Here is an 18,828-nt window from a genome sequence, read left to right as displayed (position 1 = left end):
CTCCAACTGAACTGCGCTGCAAATATACAATGCGTTTCAGTTTTTGGCTGACCGAGAGGAGCCCGGTCCATGACGACGCCGGACGCACACCACGAGGCCGCGCGGCGCGCCAGCGAGGCGCTGCAGACCTACACGCTCTCCGCCGACGGCTGGCGCCGCAGCCCCGGCGAGACGCTGCGGCTGCTGCTCGCCGACCTGCTGCACTGGTGCGACGACACCCAGCGCGACTTCGACGCCGCGCTGGAGCGGGCCCGGGAGCGGCACGCGGACGAGCAGCGCTAGGCGACCGAGGGCCAGCGTTCGTACCAGCGCTGGTCGGCCTCCAGCTGGGCGGCCAGGGAGATCAGCAGGGGCTCGCTGCAGGCCGGCCCCAGGAGCTGGGCACCCAGGGGGAGGGTGGCGGCGGGGTCGGCGAAGCCCGCGGGGACGTTGACGGCGGGCCAGCCCATGACGTTCCAGGGCCAGGCGTACGGGCAGGCCGCGATCATCGCGCGGTCGGTGTGCCAGCCGGACAGCCGGGCCATGGCGCCGATCCGCAGCGGCGGGGTGGCGGTCGTCGGGGAGAGGACGACGTCGTACCGGCGGAAGATGGCGCCGACCCGGCGCCGCAGCGGCTCTTCGGCGGCGCGGGCGAGCCGCAGGGCGGTGCCGCGCAGGAGGCGGCCGTTGCGGGCGGCCGCGCGCGTACGGACGTCCAGCAGGAGCGGATCGGGCACGCGGGCCGCCCATTCGCACAGGCCCGCCGTGGCGCGCGGCAGGAAGGCGAGCCCGACGGCGCCGTAGCGCGGCTCGGCCTCCTCGACCTCGTGGCCGAGGGCTGCGAGCCGCTCGGCGAGGCCGGTCACGGCGGCGCGGACGGCCGGGTCCAGGCTCTTGGGCGTACCCGTGAAGGCGGGCTTGAACGACAGGGCGATCCGCAGCCGCCCCGGATCGCGCCCCGGGGCGGCCAGCACGTCGATGGGGTCGGGGCAGTGCAGGTCGCCGTCGCGGTTGCCGCTGGCCGCGTGCAGCAGCAGGGCGGCGTCGGCGACGGTGCGGGCGAGCGGGCCGTTGCAGGTGATGCCGTTGAAGGCCTCGGCGTCCGGCCAGGTGGAGATCCGGCCGCGCTGCGGCTTGATGCCGACGAGATGGGTCCAGGCCGCCGGGATACGGACCGAGCCCGCGCCGTCCGAGCCGAGCGCGGCGGGGACCAGCCCGGCGGCGACGGCGGCCGCGGCACCGCCGGAGGAACCGCCGGGGGTGTGAGCGAGGCTCCAGGGGTTACGGGTGTCACCGAAGGCGGGGCCTTCGGTGAACGGCCACTGCCCCAGCTCGGGCGTGTTCGTCTTGCCGACGATCACGGCCCCGGCCGCCCGCAGCCGCCGCACCGCCTCGCCGTCCTCCGTCTTGGCCGGAAAGTCGCCGCAGCAGCCGAACGCGGTCGGCTCGCCCGCCACGTCCGTATCGTCCTTCACCGCGAGGGGCACCCCGAGGAGCGGCAGCCGCTCGCCCGCCGCCAGCCGCCGGTCGGCGTCGGCTGCCTCGCGCAGCGCGGCCTCGGCCCGGACGCGCCGGAAGGCGTTGAGCGTGGCCTGGGTCTCCGCGATGCGGCGCAGCGCCCGCTCGACCAGCGCCCGGGAGGTCACCTCGCCGTCGGCCAGCGCCCTGACCTGCTCGCTCAGCCCCTTGGGAATGACGCTGGTCAACGATGGACCTCCTCGCTCGGACCCACTCGAACACAAGGGTGAGTTAGACCACTCCCCCTTTACCCGGAGAGGGGACCACCCGCACCCTGGGCAACAGTGATTGCCCGTTTCATCACCATCATCACCATCCTCCCCAGCATCTCCAAGCAGACTCAGCACCCTCCAGCAGCAAGGACGACCCGCATGACCGACATCGCGGTCCACCGGACCGGCACCGGCGGCCCCTCCGGCTCCGACCACGACAAGCTGATGGAGCACGCCATCGGCTGGGTCCTCGCCATCGCCATGGCGATGTTCGCCGCCCAGCTCGGCCTGTTCTAGCGCCGCTACACCTCAGAACAGCGGCTGCTGGCCCGGGGTCGGCGGCTCGTCCCCGCCGAACAGCTTCGGCGGGGTGGTCAGCAGCGGCGCGATCCGCCGCGACCCCGGGCAGGAGACCAGCTCGTAGTCGGAGCGGCGGCCCGGCGGGTCGTGGCGGGCGAAGCGCCCGCCGACCACCGCGATCTCACGGGTGCAGACCGGACAGGTGCGGCGGGGAGCAGACATGATCCCAGTGTCGCTCACCCGCCCCGGATGCCCCGGGCCTCCCCGGATGCCCCGGGCGTCCCCGGGGAGGAACCGCAGCGGCGCTCAGAACGCGTCAGCCGGGACATACGTACCCCACACGTCCCGCAACGCGTCGCACACTTCCCCGAGCGTGGCCCGCGCGGCGAGCGCGTCCTTCATCGGGTAGAGCACATTGGCCGTCCCCGGCTCGCTCTCGGCCGCCTTCTTCAGCGCCGCCAGCGCCGCCCCGACCGCCGCCCGGTCCCGCCCGGCGCGGAGCAGGGCGAGCCGGTCGCGCTGGCGCTCCTCGATGGCCGGGTCCACGCGCAGCGGTTCGTACGGCTCCTCCGCCTCGGTCCGGAACCGGTTCACGCCGACCACCACCCGCTCCCCCGCCTCCTGCTCCCGGGCGACGCGATACGCGGTGCGCTCGATCTCGTCCTTCTGGAAGCCCTGTTCGATGGCGGCCACGGCGCCGCCCAGATCCTCGATCCGGCGCATCAGGTCCACCGCCGCCTCCTCGACGGCGTCGGTCAGCGCCTCCACCGCGTACGAGCCCGCGAACGGGTCGACGGTCGCCGTCACGTCCGTCTCGTACGCCAGCACCTGCTGGGTGCGCAGCGCGAGCCGGGCCGAGGTGGCGGTGGGCAGGGCGATGGCCTCGTCGAAGGCGTTGGTGTGCAGCGACTGGGTGCCGCCGAGGACCGCCGCGAGGCCCTGGACGGCGACCCGGACGAGGTTCACCTCGGGCTGCTGGGCGGTGAGCTGGACGCCCGCGGTCTGCGTGTGGAAGCGCAGCATCTGCGACTTCGGGTCGCGCGCGCCGAACTCGTCGCGCATCACCCGCGCCCAGATCCGGCGCGCGGCACGGAACTTGGCGACCTCTTCGAGCAGGGTCGTACGGGAGACGAAGAAGAAGGAGAGGCGCGGCGCGAAGTCGTCCACGCCCATGCCCGCGGCGAGGGCCGTACGGACGTACGCGATGCCGTCCGCGAGCGTGAACGCGACCTCCTGCGCGGGCGAGGCACCGGCCTCGGCCATGTGATAGCCGGAAATCGAGATCGTGTTCCACTTGGGCAGCTCGGCCCGGCAGTACTGGAAGATGTCCGCGATGAGCCGCAGCGAGGGCTCGGGCGGGAAGACGTACGTGCCGCGCGCGATGTACTCCTTGAGGATGTCGTTCTGGATGGTGCCGGTCAGCCGGTCCCCCGGCACCCCCTGCTCTTCGGCGACGAGTTGATAGAGGAGCAGCAGCAGCGCGGCGGGCGCGTTGATCGTCATCGACGTCGAGACCTGGTCGAGCGGAATGCCGTCGAAGAGGACGCGCATGTCCTCGACGGAGTCGATCGCGACGCCGACCTTGCCGACCTCGCCGTGCGCGAGCGCCGCGTCGGAGTCGTAGCCCATCTGGGTGGGCAGGTCGAACGCGACCGACAGACCGGTGGTGCCGTGCTCGATCAGCTGCCGGTAGCGGGCGTTGGACTCGGCGGCGGTGCCGAACCCCGCGTACTGACGCATCGTCCACGGACGGCCGGTGTACATCGACGGATAGACGCCTCGGGTGAACGGGTACGCCCCGGGCTCGCCGACGCGGGCGTCATCACCACCGGGCCCGTACACCGGCTCGATCGGGAAGCCCGACTCCGACTCACGCGCCATGAGTCCCTGCCTTCCGGTGGCTTATACCTGCCCTTGTACCCATTCAGGGCCTTCTTCACAGCATGCGCCGATGTTCACGGCACGGCAGCCCCGGGCAACATTCCGGGCGACGAACCGGCGATAGGGGGATGCATGCACGGAAGATCGGTCGTCCGCACCGCACTCGCCACGGCCGCGGCCGCGGCCCTCGTGGCGGGCTGCCGGGGCGAGACGGTGACCCTGGACGGACAGCGACATACCAGAGCGGCGGAGCCGCGGGCGGGCACCAGTACGGCGAGCACGGCGCCCCGTACCCCGGCGGCCGCCGCCCCGCGCCCGCACCGCACGTACACCCACACCCCGCGGACCACACCCCGCCCGGCGGCCCCGCCCCGCACCCGGGTGGCGGCGAAGCCGCGCACCGCCCCGCGCGTGGCGCCGCCCGTCATCGCCTTCGGCACCAGCGGCGAACGGGTGCGCGAACTCCAGGCCCGGCTGCGCCAGCTCGGGCACTTCGACCGCAACCCGACCGGCTACTTCGGCACGGTCACGCGCGCGTCGGTCGCCTCGTACCAGCGCGCGCGGGGCCTCGCGGCCACCGGCTCGGTGGACAGCCGCACCTGGACCTCCCTGCGGTCCCGCACCACCCCGCCCACCCGCGACCAGCTGTACCCGCCGACCACCAACCCGCTGGCCAAGCCGGATTCGCGGTGCCTGACCGGGCGGGTGCTGTGCATCAGCAAGAACAGCCGGACGCTGGCGTGGATGATCAACGGCCGGGTCGTGTCGGCCATGGACGTGCGCTTCGGCTCGCAGTACACGCCGACCCGGGAGGGGCTGTTCCAGGTCAATTTCAAGAGCCGGGACCACGTCTCGACGATCTACGACACTCCGATGCCGTACGCGATGTTCTTCAGCGGCGGCCAGGCGGTGCACTACTCGGCCGACTTCGCCGCCCGGGGCTACAGCGGGGCATCGCACGGATGTGTGAACGTGCGGGACAAGAAGAAGATCGCGGCGGTCTTCAACCAGGTGAAGGCGGGCGACAAGGTCGTGGTCTACAAGTAGGCCCAGGAAAGTGGCGCGGGCAGAGCCGGGGGAACGTGCTCTGCCCGCGCCGATGCGCGGAGCCGTCGGTACGGGGGGAACCTCGGCTCTCGCGCGGCCGATGACCAGTCGGCCCGTTTCTTACTGCGTCGCCCCTGAAAAAAACGTCACACCTAGATTCACGAGCCTCATGGCGTGCTCGCTTTCGCGGCCGTCGCGGTGTCGGACGGGGTGCTCGACGGGCTGCCGGAAGGCGCCGTGGACTCGCTGTCGGACGAGGTGCTCGACGAGCCGCCGGACGGCGTGCCGGACAGGGCGCTCGACGGGGGGTCGGTCGGGGTGGGCTCCGGGCTCTGCGTACCGCCGCCGTCTCCGGACGGCGGCGGAGGCGCGGGATTGGAGGACCCGTCGCCGCTCCCGGAGTCGTCGTTGCCGTTGGTGCTGCCGGTGCCGGAGGGCGTGCCCGTCCCGTCCGTACCGCCGCGCGAACCGGCGTCGTCGTTGACGAGCTGTACGCAGTAGTCGTGGATGGCGGACCGGCCGCCCGCCGCTCGCTTCAGCTTCTGCAGCGCCTTGCGGCCGACGTCCGGTCCGGTACCGGCCTCCGCCGCGAGGTAGCGGCGGCAGGCGCCCAGGGCGCGCTGTCCGTTGCCGTTGTTCGCGCCGTCGCCGGTGCCGGATTTCCAGGCCCCGGGGGAGCCCTTCTCCCCCTTGCCGCGCTGACCGGGATTGTCACGCCCGTCGTGCTTGCCGTGCTCGTCCTTGCCGTGGCCCTCGCCACCGCCCGGCACGCCCCGGCCCTGGGGGCCCTCCGAGGTTCCGCCGCTCTCGCCGGGCGCCGTCGACGCGCCGCCCTCCCCGGAGATCTCCGGCCGCACCGAGTCCCCGCCCCCGGGACCGGTGTCCGACACGCTCGACCCGGGGCCCGGGGTGCCGCCGCTCTGCCCGAACGGCAGGACACCGGCCGCCGCCGCGACCGCGAAGCCGCTCACCGCGCAGCCCGCGACCGCGGCCACCATGCCCGCGCGCAGCGGACGCCGCAGCCCGCGCCGCCCGTCCCGCCGCTCGGCGAGGGCGGCACCGGAGGGCGCGTCAGCGGCCGTGTCGGCCGATCGCGCTATGCGCGTTGACTTGTCGCCGACCTGGGCGTCTATCGAAAGGGGAACCACGGTCGGCAGGGTCGGCTTGGGGTGCGCGGCGCGGAACGCGGCCACCGCCGCCTCCTCGCCGGGGAGCGGGCTCGTGTCCTCGGCGGCACCGTCCGGGCGGCGGGCCTCCTCGGCCACGGCGCTGAGCACGGCGGCCAGCCGTTCCGCTTCGGCGTGCGGCCGATCGCTCCGGCCGTCGGGGGTGCCGTGCTGCCCCTCGACCGGTTCACCTCGAAGCAGCCGCTCCGCGGCCTTGTCATCCAGCCAGCTGTAGCGGTGGTCGTCGGCCATCACATGTCTTTCTGCGTTGGCGCGCCCGATTCCGTCACACCCGCGGACCTGGCCACCCCCGTCTCCCGCTGCCCGGGTATCCCGTCGAGCACGGGAGTGTCGCCGAGAAGATCGGCCAGCCGCCGCAGGCCACGGTGCGCCGCGGTCCGTACCGCGCCCGGGCGCTTGCCGAGCACCGCGGCCGCGCTCTTGGCGTCCAGACCGAGGACCACCCGCAGCACCACGGCCTCCGCCTGGTCCTGCGGGAGCTGGGCGATCAGGCTGAGCGCGCGGCCGGTACCGAGGGCCTCCATCGCCTCACCGGCGGTGTCGGCCTCGGACGCCCGGGTCTCCAGCTCGGTCTCGTCGGCGCCGATGACCGGGCGGCGGCCGCGCATCCGTATGTGGTCGAGGGCGCGGTTACGGGCGATGCGGGCGGCCCAGCCGCGGAACCGGTCGGCGTCGCCGTGGAACCGTCCGAGATCGCGGGCTATCTGCAGCCAGGACTCGGAGGTGATGTCCTCCGCGTCCGCGTCGCCGACCAGGGTGCGCACGTAACCGAGCAGGCGGGGGTGGACGCACCGGTACACGACCCGGAAGGCGGTCTCGTCCCCGGCCTGTGCCGCGTTCACCGCGGCGGTCAGTTCCGCGTCGTCCCCCTGCACGCTCTCTTCCTGCCCCACTCGGAGAATTCTCGGTCCAGCGATGCCGGGCGGCGCGCTAGCCCTGCCCGTACGGCGGCTGCGGCCCGGCGGGCGGGCCGGACGGCGGCGCGGGCGGGGCCTGCGGGACGACCGGGGGCATCTGCGGGGCGCCACTGTACGGGTTGCCGCCGGAGGCGCCACCACCGTACGGATTGCCGCCGGACGCGCCGCCACCGTACGGGTTGGCGGGAGCGCCACCGTACGGGTTGGCGGGGGCGCCGCCGTACGGCTGGGCGGAGGCGCCGCCGTACGGGGCGCCCGCTGCCATCGGGGCCTGCGGCGGCATCTGGCCCTGCGGGCCCTGCGGCGGCAGCGCGGCGCGCTGCTCCTGCATCGCGGTGATCTGCCGGACGAGCAGCAGGCCGAGGATCGCGGCAGCGATGGTGAGCAGGTACGCGAAGCAGTTCGTGCCAATCGCCGTCTGCATGTCCTCGATGGCTCCCCGCGCCCCGAAGATGCCGCTGTCGAGGGCCCGCTGCCGGGCGTTGCTCCACTGCCCGAGGGACAAGCTGAAGAGCGGGCCGCTGATCACCCAGCACACCCACCAGCCGTTGAGCAGATTGCGGTTGGCCTGGTGCGGGCCCTGCGGGGAGCTGGCGCGCCAGATGTCGTTGGCGATCTGCTTGGGGAACCAGAGGCTGACCACGGGGGTGAACCAGGCGCCCGCCGCCCAGCCGGTGCCGAAGCGGTGCTGGCCGGGCGCGAACGTCTCGGCGTTCACCCGCAGCCGCCGGAACCAGATGGGCCACACGATGGCGACCGCGAGCATGGCCAGCGAGGAGAGGACCAGCGCGAAGGCGTAGAAGGAGTCGGCGTCGTCGGCGTCCGAGGCCGACACCGACCCGCCGTCCACGATGTCCCCGTAGAGGTTGTACTGCTGGACGCGGGCGATGAACGCCAGGATCAGCACGGCGATGGTCACGCCGAACAGCACGGTGAGCGTCGTGGCCAGTCCACGGCGCAGGTCGACGCCGCCGGGTGGCATACCCATCGGCGAAGCAGCGGGGTAGCCCCCGGGCCCGGCCACCGGCTGCTGCTGCTGATAGGTGCCGCACGCCGCGCAGCGACCGTCGGGGCCGACGGCGACAGCGCGGCAGTTCCCGCACGGATACATTTCTTGATCCCCCTGGGGACGTGGCCCGATCGGAACCACGCGAGAAAATAAATCTGACCGCGCCCACAGCGCGGACCTGCACGTTACGGGCATCCGACCGGTCCCGTCCAGAGTCGGCCCAGGGCATGGACGCGACCGGCGTGCCCGTAACGGTCAGGTTTCGTGTCCACAGCGGGTGTGACGCATTCGAAGCGTGCGACGCTATAAGGAGCAAGGGCCTTCGCGGGCCCGCGCTGGACGGCGGTCGGGGCCTCTCCTGTGGGGGGTGGCGGCCCCGGCCGTCCCTCCTTCTCTCCCCCTCAGCCTCTTCTGCCCCGCTTGTCCCCGCCGTGCTGCTCAGACTCCCAGCCGGTCGGCGAGACGAGTGAAGGCGGCCCAGCTCAGCGGGGGTGTCCCGGGGTCCCACAGACGCTGGGAGAGCGCGGCGAGCGGCAGCCGGATGCCCCTGGCCACCTGCTGCTCGGTCTGGGCGTCGGGCTGGTCGGACCAGACCGCGAAGCGGGCCCCGAGGACGCGGCTCGGACCGGTCAGCCGTTTGTCGGAGACGGGCTGGGTCCCGCGCAGGGTGCCGGGGGTCCATTCGTCGTAGATGCGCTTGCCGGTGGGGTAGTCGAAGCCGTTGGGCTCGCCGAGCACGTAGTAGAGGTACTCGGAGTTGAGGTTCACCACGTTCCGGCCCTCGCGCAGATACTCCACCGGCGGCCGGGCGGGCCACCGGGTGCGGCCCGTCCAGTACTCGACCTCGATGTTCTTGTCGGGGGTGATCACGCCGCCGCTGAAGAAGCCGTCGTTCCACGCCTTGGGCTCCTTGCCGAGCGAGCGGGCGACCGCCGCCCGGTCGTTCAGCCAGCCGGTGGCCAGGTCCTGGACGGTGGCCTGCGAGCCGTACTTGCGCTTGGCGGCGGCGACGAGCTGCGGGAACGAGGCCTCGGGGTCCTTCACGGTGAGCGCCAGGTACTCGTCGGCGCCCAGGTGCCAGTAGCGGCCCGGGAAGAGCGGGGCGTACTCGCGCATCAGCTGGTCGACGATCCGTGCGGAGCCCGGCTTGGAGATGTCCACGTCGCCCTGGAACGAGGTGCCGCCCGCGTTGCGCAGCTGGAGGTCCGGGTTCTGGCGGATCACCGCGCCGAGGTGGCCGGGCGAGTCGATCTCGGGCACGACCGTGATGTGGAGCTGCCCGGCCAGCGCGACGATCCGCCGGACCTGGGCCTTGGTCAGGTGCTGCGGCGAGACGATCTCGGGGTTCGTATCGCTTTGGATACGAAATCCCTGGTCGTCCGAGAAGTGCAGCCCCAGCTGGTTGAGCTTGAGGTCGGCCATCTCGCGCAGCCGCGCCTCGATCCATCCGGCGGTGTAGAACTTGCGCGCGATGTCCAGGTTCAGCCCGCGCTGGGAGCGGCCGGGGCGGTCGTTGATGACGCCCTCGGGGAGCTTGCCGCCGGAGCGCAGGGCCTGTTTCACGGTCCGGGTGCCGTAGAAGACGCCCGCGGTGGCCGGGCCGGTGACGCGGGCGCCGCCCTTGCGGACGGTGAGTGTGTACCCCTCGGCGCCGCCACCCTGACCGGGCGCGACGGCGAGGGACAGATCACCGCGGTGCGGGGTGCCGGAGGCGGTACGCAGCCCCAGCTCGTCGGCGATCATGCGGGCCTCGTCGGCGAGCGGGCCCTTGAGGTCGGCGACCACCCGGCTGTTCTTGCCGGGCTTCCAGCCGGGTCCGGACTTCGGCGTGAAGTCGCGTACGGAGGGGATCGTGCGGGGTGCGGTGGAGCGCGGCCAAGTGGCCGAGGCGGAGGTGGGCGCCGTACTGGCGTGGGCGGCCGATGAGCCCGCGGTGTGCCGCGTGGGGAGGGAGGGCGCCCGTGGGGAGCCCGAGCCGTTGTTCGTCGACTGCGTCTGCTGGCAGCCGAGGCCGATCAGGACGACGGTCGCGGCGGCACCAGCGACGCCGCCGCGGAGGATGGCCGCCTTGGCGGCTCTGACGGGCAACCCCATGGCGCGCACCTCCTGCTATCGGACTGTGCTGGGCCGCGATCTGCGCTGGGCCGCGATGTCTACTTCACGCCACAAAACGTCCCCCTACGAGTGAATTTACGCTCTCTCCGCCACACCGGCCTCCCCACGTCGTTACCGTGTACTGCTCACGCTTCCCAGCACACCTCCCCCACGCGCCACCGTGTGTCCCCGCGCGCCCAAGGAGTCCACGCTGTCCAGCTCCAGCACCCCAGGCGGCCTCGACCGGCTCAACCAGCTGACCGCCGACGCCGCCGAGACGGCGCTGCTCTCCTGCTGCGGCAGCCGCCGCTGGGCCCGGCTGATCGCGGACCACCGCCCCTATCCCGACCTCGGCGCGCTGCTGGCCGCCGGGGACGAGGCGAGCTATGACCTCACCCCGGCCGACCTCGCCGAGGCGCTGGCCGACGAGTCCATGACCGGCCATCCGCTGCCCGCCGAGGCCGGCCCCGGGGCCACCCCGGGGGTCGGCTGGCTGGCCGCGCACACCGCGTTACGCGCCGCGCACGCTGCGTACGAGCGGGACTTCGGCCATGCCTTCGTGATCTGCCTGGACGGCCTGGCCCCCGAGGAGAGGCTGGACCGGCTGCTGACCGGAATCCGGGACCGGATGGGGAACGAGCCCGAGGAGGAGCGGACCCACGCCGCCGAGGAGCTGCGCCGCATCGCCCGCGGACGGCTCACCCGGTTGGTTACCCCCAATGGGGCTATGCCCGATATCGCCCGGTTCGACCTGGCATGAAGCGCCCACCCGTGCCTCTTTGATCACACCTGAGCCCCCCGCGCGAACCCTCCGACAACACGTCGCTACGATGGCCAGGGCCGGTGGACCGTACCCGGCCGGGCCCGACCGACAGTCAAGCCGGCAGGCCCCAGTCCCCGCTTCCGGAGGGTTTTCCGTGCCGGCTGGAACGCTGTACCGCGGCCGGGAAGGTATGTGGTCCTGGGTGGCTCATCGAGTCACCGGCGTCCTCATCTTCTTCTTCCTGTTCGTACATGTCCTGGACACCTCGCTCGTCCGGGTGTCGCCCGAGGCGTACGACGACGTGGTCGCGACGTATAAGACGCCCATCGTGAACGTGATGGAGTACGGCCTGGTGGCCGCCATCCTGTTCCACGCCCTCAACGGCCTGCGCGTCATCGCCGTGGACTTCTGGTCGAAGGGCCCGAAGTACCAGCGCCAGATGCTGTGGTCCGTAGTCGGTATCTGGGCCGTACTCATGGCCGGTGCCTTCTACCCGATCCTCCAGCACACGCTGCGCGAACTGTTCGGGAGCTGACGCACATGTCCGCCGAGACCACCAACCCCGCGACCGACGCGGTCAGCGCGTACGACGTGGACCACCCGGCGCCGGTCATCGAGCCGCCCCGGGCGCGTACCCGTAAGACGCCCAAGACGACCCGGACCAACTTCGAGATGTACGGCTGGCTCTTCATGCGCCTGTCCGGCATCGTGCTGGTCGTCCTCGTCCTGGGCCATCTGCTGATCCAGCTGGTGCTGGACGGCGGTGTCACCAAGATCGGCTTTGCCTTCGTGGCGGGCCGCTGGGCCTCGCCGTTCTGGCAGGCATGGGATCTGATCATGCTGTGGCTCGCCACGCTGCACGGCGCGAACGGCCTGCGCACGATCATCAACGACTACGCGGAGCGGGACAACACCCGCCTGTGGCTGAAGGGGCTGCTCTACACGGCGGCCGGATTCACCATCGTGCTCGGCACCCTGGTGATCTTCACCTTCGACCCGAACATCCGCTAGGCCCCGGGGCTGAGGTATCCACTCATGAAGATCCACAAGTACGACACCGTCATCGTGGGCGCCGGCGGCGCCGGCATGCGCGCGGCCATCGAGTCGACGAAGCGCAGCCGTACGGCCGTGCTCACCAAGCTGTATCCCACCCGCTCCCACACCGGCGCCGCCCAGGGCGGCATGGCCGCCGCCCTCGCGAACGTCGAGGAGGACAACTGGGAGTGGCACACCTTCGACACGATCAAGGGCGGCGACTACCTGGTCGACCAGGACGCCGCCGAGATCCTGGCGAAGGAGGCCATCGACTCCGTCCTCGACCTGGAGAAGATGGGCCTGCCGTTCAACCGGACCCCGGACGGCACGATCGACCAGCGCCGCTTCGGCGGCCACAGCCGTAACCACGGCGAGGCCCCGGTCCGCCGGTCCTGCTACGCCTCGGACCGCACCGGTCACATGATCCTCCAGACGCTGTACCAGAACTGCGTCAAGGAGGGCGTGGAGTTCTACAACGAGTTCTACGTCCTGGACCTCCTGATGACCGAGGTCGACGGGGTCAAGCGCACCGCGGGCGTCGTGGCGTACGAGCTGGCCACCGGCGAGCTGCACGTCTTCCAGGCGAAGTCCGTCGTCTTCGCGTCCGGCGGCTGCGGCAAGTTCTTCAAGGTGACCTCCAACGCCCACACCCTCACCGGTGACGGCCAGGCGGTCGCCTACCGGCGCGGGCTGCCGCTGGAGGACATGGAGTTCTTCCAGTTCCACCCGACCGGCATCTGGCGCATGGGCATCCTGCTGACGGAGGGCGCCCGTGGTGAGGGCGGCATCCTCCGCAACAAGGACGGCGAGCGCTTCATGGAGAAGTACGCGCCGGTCATGAAGGACCTGGCATCGCGCGACGTGGTGTCGAGGTCCATCTACACGGAGATCCGCGAAGGCCGTGGCTGCGGTCCCGAAGGCGACCACGTCTTCCTCGACCTGACCCACCTGCCGCCGGAGCAGCTGGACGCCAAGCTGCCGGACATCACCGAGTTCGCGCGCACCTACCTGGGCATCGAGCCGTACACCGACCCGATCCCGATCCAGCCGACCGCGCACTACACGATGGGCGGCATCCCGACCAACGTCGAGGGCGAGGTGCTGTCCGACAACGACACCGTCGTGCCGGGCCTGTACGCCGCGGGCGAGGTCGCGTGCGTGTCCGTGCACGGCGCCAACCGGCTGGGCACCAACTCGCTGCTGGACATCAACGTGTTCGGCCGCCGCGCGGGCATCGCCGCCGCCGAGTACGCCGCCACGGCCGACTTCGTCGAACTCCCCGAGGACCCGGCCGGGTTCGTCCGCAACCAGGTCGAGGACCTGCGCGACGCCACCGGCACCGAGCGGGTCACCGAGGTGCGGCGGGCGCTGCAGGAGACCATGGACAAGAACGTCATGGTCTTCCGCACCGAGCAGACGCTCAAGGAGGCCGTCGAGGAGATCGGCAGCCTGCGCGCCCGCTTCAAGAACTGCTCCGTCCAGGACAAGGGCAAGCGGTTCAACACCGACCTGCTGGAGGCCCTCGAGCTGGGCAACCTGCTCGACCTGGCCGAGGTCATGGCCATCTCCGCGCTGGCCCGCAAGGAGTCGCGCGGCGGTCACTACCGCGAGGACTACCCGAACCGCGACGACGTCAACTTCATGCGGCACACCATGGCGTACCGAGAGGTGGGCGCGGACGGCTCCGAGTCCATCCGCCTCGACTACAAGCCGGTCGTGCAGACCCGCTACCAGCCGATGGAGCGTAAGTACTGATGAGCACCCCCACGCTTGAGAAGAAGGACCAGGCTCCGGAGCCGGCCGACGCCACCGCCGCGCACACGATCACGGTCACCTTCCGGATCCGGCGCTTCAACCCGGAGCTGGCGGCCGAGTCGTACTGGGAGGACTTCCAGCTCGACATCGACCCCAAGGAGCGCGTCCTCGACGGCCTCCACAAGATCAAGTGGGATCACGACGGCACCCTGACCTTCCGCCGTTCCTGCGCCCACGGCATCTGCGGCTCCGACGCCATGCGGATCAACGGCCGCAACCGGCTGGCGTGCAAGACGCTGATCAAGGACATCAACCCGGAGAAGCCCATCACGGTCGAGGCCATCAAGGGCCTCACGGTCCTCAAGGACCTGGTCGTGGACATGGAGCCGTTCTTCCAGGCCTACCGCGATGTGATGCCCTTCCTGATCACGACGGGCAACGAGCCGACGCGGGAGCGCCTGCAGACCGCCGAGGACCGCGAGCGCTTCGACGACACCACCAAGTGCATCCTGTGCGCCGCGTGCACCTCCTCGTGCCCGGTGTTCTGGAACGACGGCCAGTACTTCGGCCCGGCGGCGATCGTCAACGCGCACCGCTTCATCTTCGACTCGCGCGACGAGGGCGGTGAGCAGCGGCTGGAGATCCTGAACGACAAGGACGGCGTCTGGCGCTGCCGCACCACCTTCAACTGCACCGACGCGTGCCCCCGTGGCATCGAGGTCACCAAGGCCATCCAGGAGGTGAAGCGCGCGCTGATCACGCGGCGCTTCTGAGCCTCTCGCACGCCTGTACGGGCCCGCCCCCTCGCCCGGGGGCGGGCCCGTCGCGTTGTGGTGACCCATGGCGTTGTAGCCGCCCATAGCGTTTTCACAGCCGTTGAACGCCCGCCGCGACCTCGACGTACCTCCTGGGGAAGAGGGTGGATGGGGCACGTTCATCAAGGGGTGAAAGCGTGACCGGCACGCAGGAGCGCGGCACAGCGGAACGAATCGGCCGGCCCATGAGCGACAGCCGCCCATTAAGCGAGGAACTCTCCTGGCGCGGCGGGCTGGAACCGGTCCGTGCCACCCGCATCGGCCTGCAACTCCTCGCCGTCCTCGACTCCGCCCATCGCGCGGGCATCGTCCACGGGGACATCAGTCCCGCGCGGGTCCTGCTGCGCTCGGACGGTGAGGTCGTCCTCTCCGGTTTCGGCCAGGTCGGCACCGAACCGTCCCGGCAGGTCACCGACGCCGCGTACGCCTCCCCGGAGCAGGCGCGCGGGACCGGCGCCTGCGCCGCGTCCGACATGTGGGCGCTGGGCGCGGTCCTGTTCGCCATGGTCGAGGGGCGCCCACCGCACCGCAGCCGGGACTCACCGGAGGAGACGCTGCGGGTCATACGGGAGGAACCCGTACCGCCCCCGCCGCACGCGGGACCGCTCGTCCAGGTCATCCACGGGCTGCTGCGCGACGATCCCCGGGAGCGGCTGACCGCGCCGGTGGTACGCCAGGCCCTGGAGCGCATCCTCAACGAGGGCGAGCCCGTCGCGATCCGCGCCGCTCCCCGCCTGCCGTGGCTGCGCACCACGTACGAGGCGTGGTTCCCGTCGGCGCGGCGCGGCGGCGGGCGCGAGGGCGGCCGCGACGGCCGCCGGATCGCTCCGTTAGCCCTGGCGCTGGCCACCCTGGTCCTCGGCACGGCCGTCTCGGTGGTGGCCCTGGCCTCCACCAGCGGTCTGGGCGGCGGCGACGACCGCGCCGCCGACCCCTCCCCCTCTGCCCCACCGGCGGGCGGAGCCGCCCCGAGCCTGCCGCGCGACACTCCTCCGCCCTCCGCGCCGGACACCCCGGACACCCCGGGCCCGCCGGGCTCGTCCGCCCCCGAGCAGCCCCCGCCGTCGTCGTCCGCGCCCCCCGCCGGTGGCGGTGGCGGCGCGTACCCCGGCCCCGAGGACCCGCCGCCGCCCGGCTACTACCGCTATACGAGCGAGACGGGCGGGTTCTCCATCGACCTCCCCAAGGGCTGGAAGCAGGTCAAGAGCGGCTCGCGCTTCCACATCAAGTTCGCCGCCGAAGGCGACGACCGCGATCTGGTGGTGACCTTCGGGAAGGGCCCCGAAGAGGACCCCGTGGAGGGCTGGCGCCGCCTGATCCCGACGATCGAGAAGATCTACCCCGGCTTCCAGCGGATCGACGACATCCGCCCGGTCGACTACCGCGACTGGAAGGCCGCCGACATGGAGTGGAGCACCGCGGTCGGGCAGGACCGGCTCCGCACGTTCGGCCGGGGCTTCCTGGTCGGGGGCGGCCGGGGCTTCTCCATCCGGTGGACGACTCCGGCGCACGACTGGAACGCCAAGGAGAACAAGCAGGCGCTCGGCATCTTCCTCAGCTCCTTCGAGAAGACCCCGGCGAAGACCACGAAGGGCTCGTAGGCCTCGTACGGCTGGTGCCACCGTCCTGGGGTCCTCCCGGGCGGCGGCGCGGCCACCCCCGGCCCGCTATACATCCTGTGTATACACATGACGTATAGTCCGGCCATGGCCACCGCCTATCTCCTCCCGATCCAGACCGCCGCCGCCCTCTTCCCCCTGCTCGCGCTGTTACTGCTGCTGCCGACGGCCGTCGTCCTCTACCGGAGACACGGTGTGCTGTCCCATGGCCGGGCGCTGTCGCTGTACGGCTTCCTGTTCTACGGAATCACCGCCTTCTGCATGACGATCGTGCCGCTGCCGAAGGACGCGTCGAGCACGTGCACGCGCTTCGCCGCCGTCGCCCATCCCCAGTGGATACCGGGCAACACCTTCGGGGACATCTGGAAGGAGGCGGGGCGTCAGATCACCGCCGGCGCGCTGGTGTTCCAGAACCCCGCCGTCGCCGGGGCGCTCTTCAACCTGCTGCTGGCCCTGCCGCTCGGCCTCTTCCTGCGCTACCACTTCCGGCTCGGGCTGCGGCCCACCGCCATGATCGGGGCCGGGACGGCGCTGTTCTTCGAGATCACGCAGGTGACCGGGGTGTGGGGCCTGTACAACTGCCCGTACCGGCTCTTCGACGTGGACGACCTGATCATCAACACCTCGGGCGCGCTGCTCGGCTGGCTGCTCGCCGGACCGGCGGCGCGGCGGATGCCCGCGCTGGAGGCGCTGGACGGCCGGGCGCTGGGGCGGCGACCGGTGCCGTTCGGGCGGCGGCTGACGGCGCTGGCCGTCGACCTGGCCGGATACGTGCTCGCGACGGTATTCGCCGGTTTCGTGCTGACCGCTCGGAACGTGGCGCTCCCGGCCTGGCTGCTGCTCGTCGGGGGCTTCGTGGCCTGGTTCGTCCTGGTGCCGCTGGCGACCGGCGCGACCCCCGGCAAGTGGCTGCTGCGGCTGCGGCTCGTGGCGGCCGGTGGCGGCCCGCTGACGCCCTGGCGGCTCGTCCTGCGGGCGCTGCTGCTCGGGGCGTTCGTGCTGCCGCTGCTGACGGTGCTGTTCCTGGCCGTACTGATCGTGCTGGACGAGCCGTGGCCGCACAACCTGTTCGCCCTCGCCCATGACCCGGGCGCCCAGGGCGCGGAGGCGGTCTTCACCACGCTCGGCCCCGTCGAACTGCTCGCCGTGGCAGCGGGGTTCGCGCTTACCGTCACCTGTGCGCTGGAGACGCTGCGCCACCCGGACCTGCTCGGCCCGCACGATCACGCCTCGGCCATCCGCAACGAGGCGCTGCCGCACAGCCGCGCGGGGGCGGCTGCCGACGAGCAGCCGGTGAAAGACCCGGAACGCGTCCCGGCCGGGGCCTACGAGAGCACGTCAGGCGCGCGGTGAGGCCAGTTCCACGACGGTCACGTCCGGCGGCGCCCCGACCCGCACCGGCGGGCCCCAGGCGCCCGCCCCTCGGGTGACGTAGAGCTGGGTGTCACCGTACCGCTCCAACCCCGCCACGGTGGGGTTGGCCAGCTCAGCGACGTACGTGCCGGGCCAGAGCTGCCCGCCGTGGGTATGGCCGGACAGCTGGAGGTCGACGCCGCGCTCCACCGCGTCGTCGATCACCACCGGCTGGTGGGCGAGCAGGACGGACGCCCGCGCCCGGTCGCGGTCGCCGAGCGCCCGCTCGAAGTCGGGCCCCTGCCCCTCGTCCTCCCCGGCCACGTCGTTGACCCCGGCGAGGTCGAACCAGGGCAGCTCGACGCGCTCGTTCTCCAGGGGGCGGACGCCGAGTTCGCGGACGTGGTCGACCCACTGCTCGGCGCCGGAGAAGTACTCGTGGTTCCCGGTGACGAAGAAGCTCCCGAGGCGGCTGTCCAGGCCGCGCAGCGGCTCGGCGGCCGGGCCGAGGTCCGCGACGCTGCCGTCCACGAGATCGCCGACGACGGCGATGAGGTCGGGGTTCGTACGGTTGATCGTCTCGACGACGCGCCGGGTGTGGGCGCGGCCGAGGACCGGGCCGAGGTGGATGTCGCTGACGACGGCGATCCGGAAGCCGTGCGCGCGGCGCGGCAGCTTCGCGAGCGGCACGGTGACCCGCTTGACGCGCGGGCCGCGCAGCACGGTGTACGTCCCGTACCCGACCGTCCCGGCCGCCGCCGCCGTGGCGCCCACGGCCACGGTCCGGGCGACGAACAGCCGCCGGGAGGGGGCGGGGGCCGTGGCGGCCGCTTCGGGTGGCCGGGGCGGCTCGGGCGCCTGGGGTGTGACCGTCTCGGGCGCGCCTCCCGGCGCGGCGGCGGGCACCGGGGCAGGGGCCGGAGCCGGGGCGGCGGCGGATTCGGTGACGGTCGCGGCGGCGGTCGCCGCGTCGGCACGGCGCTTCAGCCAGGCGCGCAGGAGGGGGCGTACCGCCTCACCGACCAGCAGGGCCAGGGTCAGGTACAGCAGCAGCGCCAGCCACAGGTAGCCCGGCCAGGCCAGCACCCGCTGGACCGGGAAGGGCACGCCCGTGCGCCCCGCGACCAGGGCCCCGACGCTGATCAGCGGGAGCGCGAAGGCCGCCGCCGTGCCCGTACGGCGGGCCCGTCCGCCGGGCGCCGTCGTATCGCGGATCAGCCGCCGCCACACGTACCAGTGCACCCCGGCGAGCAGACCGACGACGGCCAGTGCGATCAAGACGAAGAGCACGACCATCCCCGGTCCTCCCTATGCGGCTGTATACGGCTATATGCGGCTCATGCG

18 protein-coding genes are annotated in these 18,828 nt (G+C 72.2%); 10 read left to right on the top strand and 8 right to left on the bottom strand.

Annotated elements, in window-relative coordinates; translation table 11 throughout:
• Positions 1-69: 69 nt before the first annotated feature.
• Entirely contained in the window at positions 70-282 is a 213-nt protein-coding gene (locus tag ACZ6CL_RS09245) for a hypothetical protein (RefSeq protein ID WP_468933106.1), read from the top strand.
• On the opposite strand, the gene ACZ6CL_RS09240 is transcribed toward ACZ6CL_RS09245, so the two are convergent.
• On the bottom strand, positions 279-1,685 hold the full coding sequence (locus ACZ6CL_RS09240) for an amidase (RefSeq protein ID WP_468933103.1): 1,407 nt from the start codon (positions 1,683-1,685) through the stop codon (positions 279-281). The two genes, ACZ6CL_RS09245 and ACZ6CL_RS09240, sit on opposite strands and share 4 nt — an antisense overlap.
• Before the next feature lie 183 nt (positions 1,686-1,868).
• On the opposite strand from ACZ6CL_RS09240, the gene ACZ6CL_RS09235 reads away from it, so the two are divergent.
• A complete protein-coding gene (locus ACZ6CL_RS09235) occupies positions 1,869-2,006 on the top strand; it encodes an SCO1431 family membrane protein (RefSeq protein ID WP_468933101.1) in 138 nt (45 codons plus the stop codon).
• Positions 2,007-2,018: 12 nt separating this feature from the next.
• On the opposite strand, the gene ACZ6CL_RS09230 is transcribed toward ACZ6CL_RS09235, so the two are convergent.
• Complete coding sequence (locus tag ACZ6CL_RS09230; RefSeq protein WP_055546847.1) at positions 2,019-2,231, bottom strand: hypothetical protein; 213 nt, start codon at positions 2,229-2,231, stop codon at positions 2,019-2,021.
• Positions 2,232-2,315: 84 nt separating this feature from the next.
• Entirely contained in the window at positions 2,316-3,890 is a 1,575-nt protein-coding gene (locus tag ACZ6CL_RS09225; protein WP_468933098.1) for an acyl-CoA mutase large subunit family protein, read from the bottom strand.
• Between the two features lie 132 nt (positions 3,891-4,022).
• Between ACZ6CL_RS09225 and ACZ6CL_RS09220 the strand changes: the two genes are divergently transcribed.
• Positions 4,023-4,937 (top strand): L,D-transpeptidase family protein, encoded by a 915-nt coding sequence (locus ACZ6CL_RS09220; RefSeq protein WP_468933096.1) that lies wholly within the window; start codon positions 4,023-4,025, stop codon positions 4,935-4,937.
• A 167-nt stretch (positions 4,938-5,104) separates the two neighbouring features.
• On the opposite strand, the gene ACZ6CL_RS09215 is transcribed toward ACZ6CL_RS09220, so the two are convergent.
• The 4 genes from ACZ6CL_RS09215 to ACZ6CL_RS09200 all read right to left on the bottom strand — a co-directional run bounded on the left by ACZ6CL_RS09215 (position 5,105) and on the right by ACZ6CL_RS09200 (position 10,144).
• Positions 5,105-6,355, bottom strand: a complete 1,251-nt coding sequence (locus ACZ6CL_RS09215; RefSeq protein ID WP_468933094.1) for a hypothetical protein — start codon at positions 6,353-6,355, stop codon at positions 5,105-5,107.
• Positions 6,355-6,999: an RNA polymerase sigma factor gene (locus ACZ6CL_RS09210; protein WP_468933352.1), complete on the bottom strand. Its 645-nt coding sequence runs from the start codon at positions 6,997-6,999 to the stop codon at positions 6,355-6,357. The genes ACZ6CL_RS09215 and ACZ6CL_RS09210 overlap by 1 nt, the downstream gene beginning before the upstream one ends.
• 55 nt (positions 7,000-7,054) lie before the next feature.
• Positions 7,055-8,029: a DUF4328 domain-containing protein gene (locus tag ACZ6CL_RS09205; RefSeq protein WP_468933092.1), complete on the bottom strand. Its 975-nt coding sequence runs from the start codon at positions 8,027-8,029 to the stop codon at positions 7,055-7,057.
• 459 nt (positions 8,030-8,488) lie between these two features.
• Positions 8,489-10,144, bottom strand: coding sequence for a beta-N-acetylhexosaminidase (locus tag ACZ6CL_RS09200; protein WP_468933090.1), 1,656 nt, complete (start codon positions 10,142-10,144; stop codon positions 8,489-8,491).
• A gap of 181 nt (positions 10,145-10,325) precedes the next feature.
• Here ACZ6CL_RS09200 and ACZ6CL_RS09195 point away from each other — a divergent pair, with 181 nt between their 5' ends.
• The 7 genes from ACZ6CL_RS09195 (at position 10,326) to ACZ6CL_RS09165 (ending at position 17,484) form a co-directional block, all read left to right on the top strand.
• Positions 10,326-10,904, top strand: coding sequence for a 2-oxo-4-hydroxy-4-carboxy-5-ureidoimidazoline decarboxylase (locus ACZ6CL_RS09195; RefSeq protein WP_468933087.1), 579 nt, complete (start codon positions 10,326-10,328; stop codon positions 10,902-10,904).
• A gap of 157 nt (positions 10,905-11,061) precedes the next feature.
• Positions 11,062-11,442, top strand: a complete 381-nt coding sequence (gene sdhC, locus ACZ6CL_RS09190) for a succinate dehydrogenase, cytochrome b556 subunit (protein ID WP_450874210.1) — start codon at positions 11,062-11,064, stop codon at positions 11,440-11,442.
• Positions 11,443-11,447: 5 nt separating this feature from the next.
• The gene (locus ACZ6CL_RS09185) at positions 11,448-11,918 is read left to right on the top strand and encodes a succinate dehydrogenase hydrophobic membrane anchor subunit (protein ID WP_391182440.1); all 471 of its coding nucleotides are present in this window, start codon (positions 11,448-11,450) and stop codon (positions 11,916-11,918) included.
• A gap of 24 nt (positions 11,919-11,942) precedes the next feature.
• On the top strand, positions 11,943-13,697 hold the full coding sequence (gene sdhA / locus ACZ6CL_RS09180) for a succinate dehydrogenase flavoprotein subunit (protein WP_468933082.1): 1,755 nt from the start codon (positions 11,943-11,945) through the stop codon (positions 13,695-13,697).
• Entirely contained in the window at positions 13,697-14,470 is a 774-nt protein-coding gene (locus tag ACZ6CL_RS09175) for a succinate dehydrogenase iron-sulfur subunit (protein WP_468933080.1), read from the top strand. The genes sdhA and ACZ6CL_RS09175 overlap by 1 nt, the downstream gene beginning before the upstream one ends.
• Positions 14,471-14,649: 179 nt before the next feature.
• A complete protein-coding gene (locus ACZ6CL_RS09170) occupies positions 14,650-16,113 on the top strand; it encodes a protein kinase domain-containing protein (protein WP_468933078.1) in 1,464 nt (487 codons plus the stop codon).
• A gap of 105 nt (positions 16,114-16,218) precedes the next feature.
• Entirely contained in the window at positions 16,219-17,484 is a 1,266-nt protein-coding gene (locus ACZ6CL_RS09165; RefSeq protein ID WP_468933076.1) for a VanZ family protein, read from the top strand.
• Here the strand turns inward: ACZ6CL_RS09165 and ACZ6CL_RS09160 are convergent.
• Positions 17,470-18,780 (bottom strand): metallophosphoesterase, encoded by a 1,311-nt coding sequence (locus ACZ6CL_RS09160; protein ID WP_468933074.1) that lies wholly within the window; start codon positions 18,778-18,780, stop codon positions 17,470-17,472. The genes ACZ6CL_RS09165 and ACZ6CL_RS09160 overlap by 15 nt on opposite strands.
• Positions 18,781-18,828 lie beyond the last annotated feature (48 nt).

It is taken from the genome of Streptomyces sp. NPDC041200 (assembly GCF_055591805.1).
This window is presented reverse-complemented; position numbering and strand designations above follow the sequence as displayed.

What these genes read in the sequence shown, in the direction of transcription:
- ACZ6CL_RS09245 (WP_468933106.1), top strand. Translation starts at nt 70, where the DNA reads ATGACGACGCCGGACGCACACCACGAGGCCGCGCGGCGCGCCAGCGAG.
- ACZ6CL_RS09235 (WP_468933101.1), top strand. Translation starts at nt 1,869, where the DNA reads ATGACCGACATCGCGGTCCACCGGACCGGCACCGGCGGCCCCTCCGGC.
- ACZ6CL_RS09230 (WP_055546847.1), bottom strand. Translation starts at nt 2,231, where the DNA reads ATGTCTGCTCCCCGCCGCACCTGTCCGGTCTGCACCCGTGAGATCGCG.
- ACZ6CL_RS09225 (WP_468933098.1), bottom strand. Translation starts at nt 3,890, where the DNA reads ATGGCGCGTGAGTCGGAGTCGGGCTTCCCGATCGAGCCGGTGTACGGG.
- ACZ6CL_RS09220 (WP_468933096.1), top strand. Translation starts at nt 4,023, where the DNA reads ATGCACGGAAGATCGGTCGTCCGCACCGCACTCGCCACGGCCGCGGCC.
- ACZ6CL_RS09215 (WP_468933094.1), bottom strand. Translation starts at nt 6,355, where the DNA reads ATGGCCGACGACCACCGCTACAGCTGGCTGGATGACAAGGCCGCGGAG.
- ACZ6CL_RS09205 (WP_468933092.1), bottom strand. Translation starts at nt 8,029, where the DNA reads ATGGGTATGCCACCCGGCGGCGTCGACCTGCGCCGTGGACTGGCCACG.
- ACZ6CL_RS09200 (WP_468933090.1), bottom strand. Translation starts at nt 10,144, where the DNA reads ATGGGGTTGCCCGTCAGAGCCGCCAAGGCGGCCATCCTCCGCGGCGGC.
- ACZ6CL_RS09185 (WP_391182440.1), top strand. Translation starts at nt 11,448, where the DNA reads ATGTCCGCCGAGACCACCAACCCCGCGACCGACGCGGTCAGCGCGTAC.
- sdhA (WP_468933082.1), top strand. Translation starts at nt 11,943, where the DNA reads ATGAAGATCCACAAGTACGACACCGTCATCGTGGGCGCCGGCGGCGCC.
- ACZ6CL_RS09175 (WP_468933080.1), top strand. Translation starts at nt 13,697, where the DNA reads ATGAGCACCCCCACGCTTGAGAAGAAGGACCAGGCTCCGGAGCCGGCC.
- ACZ6CL_RS09165 (WP_468933076.1), top strand. Translation starts at nt 16,219, where the DNA reads ATGGCCACCGCCTATCTCCTCCCGATCCAGACCGCCGCCGCCCTCTTC.
- ACZ6CL_RS09160 (WP_468933074.1), bottom strand. Translation starts at nt 18,780, where the DNA reads ATGGTCGTGCTCTTCGTCTTGATCGCACTGGCCGTCGTCGGTCTGCTC.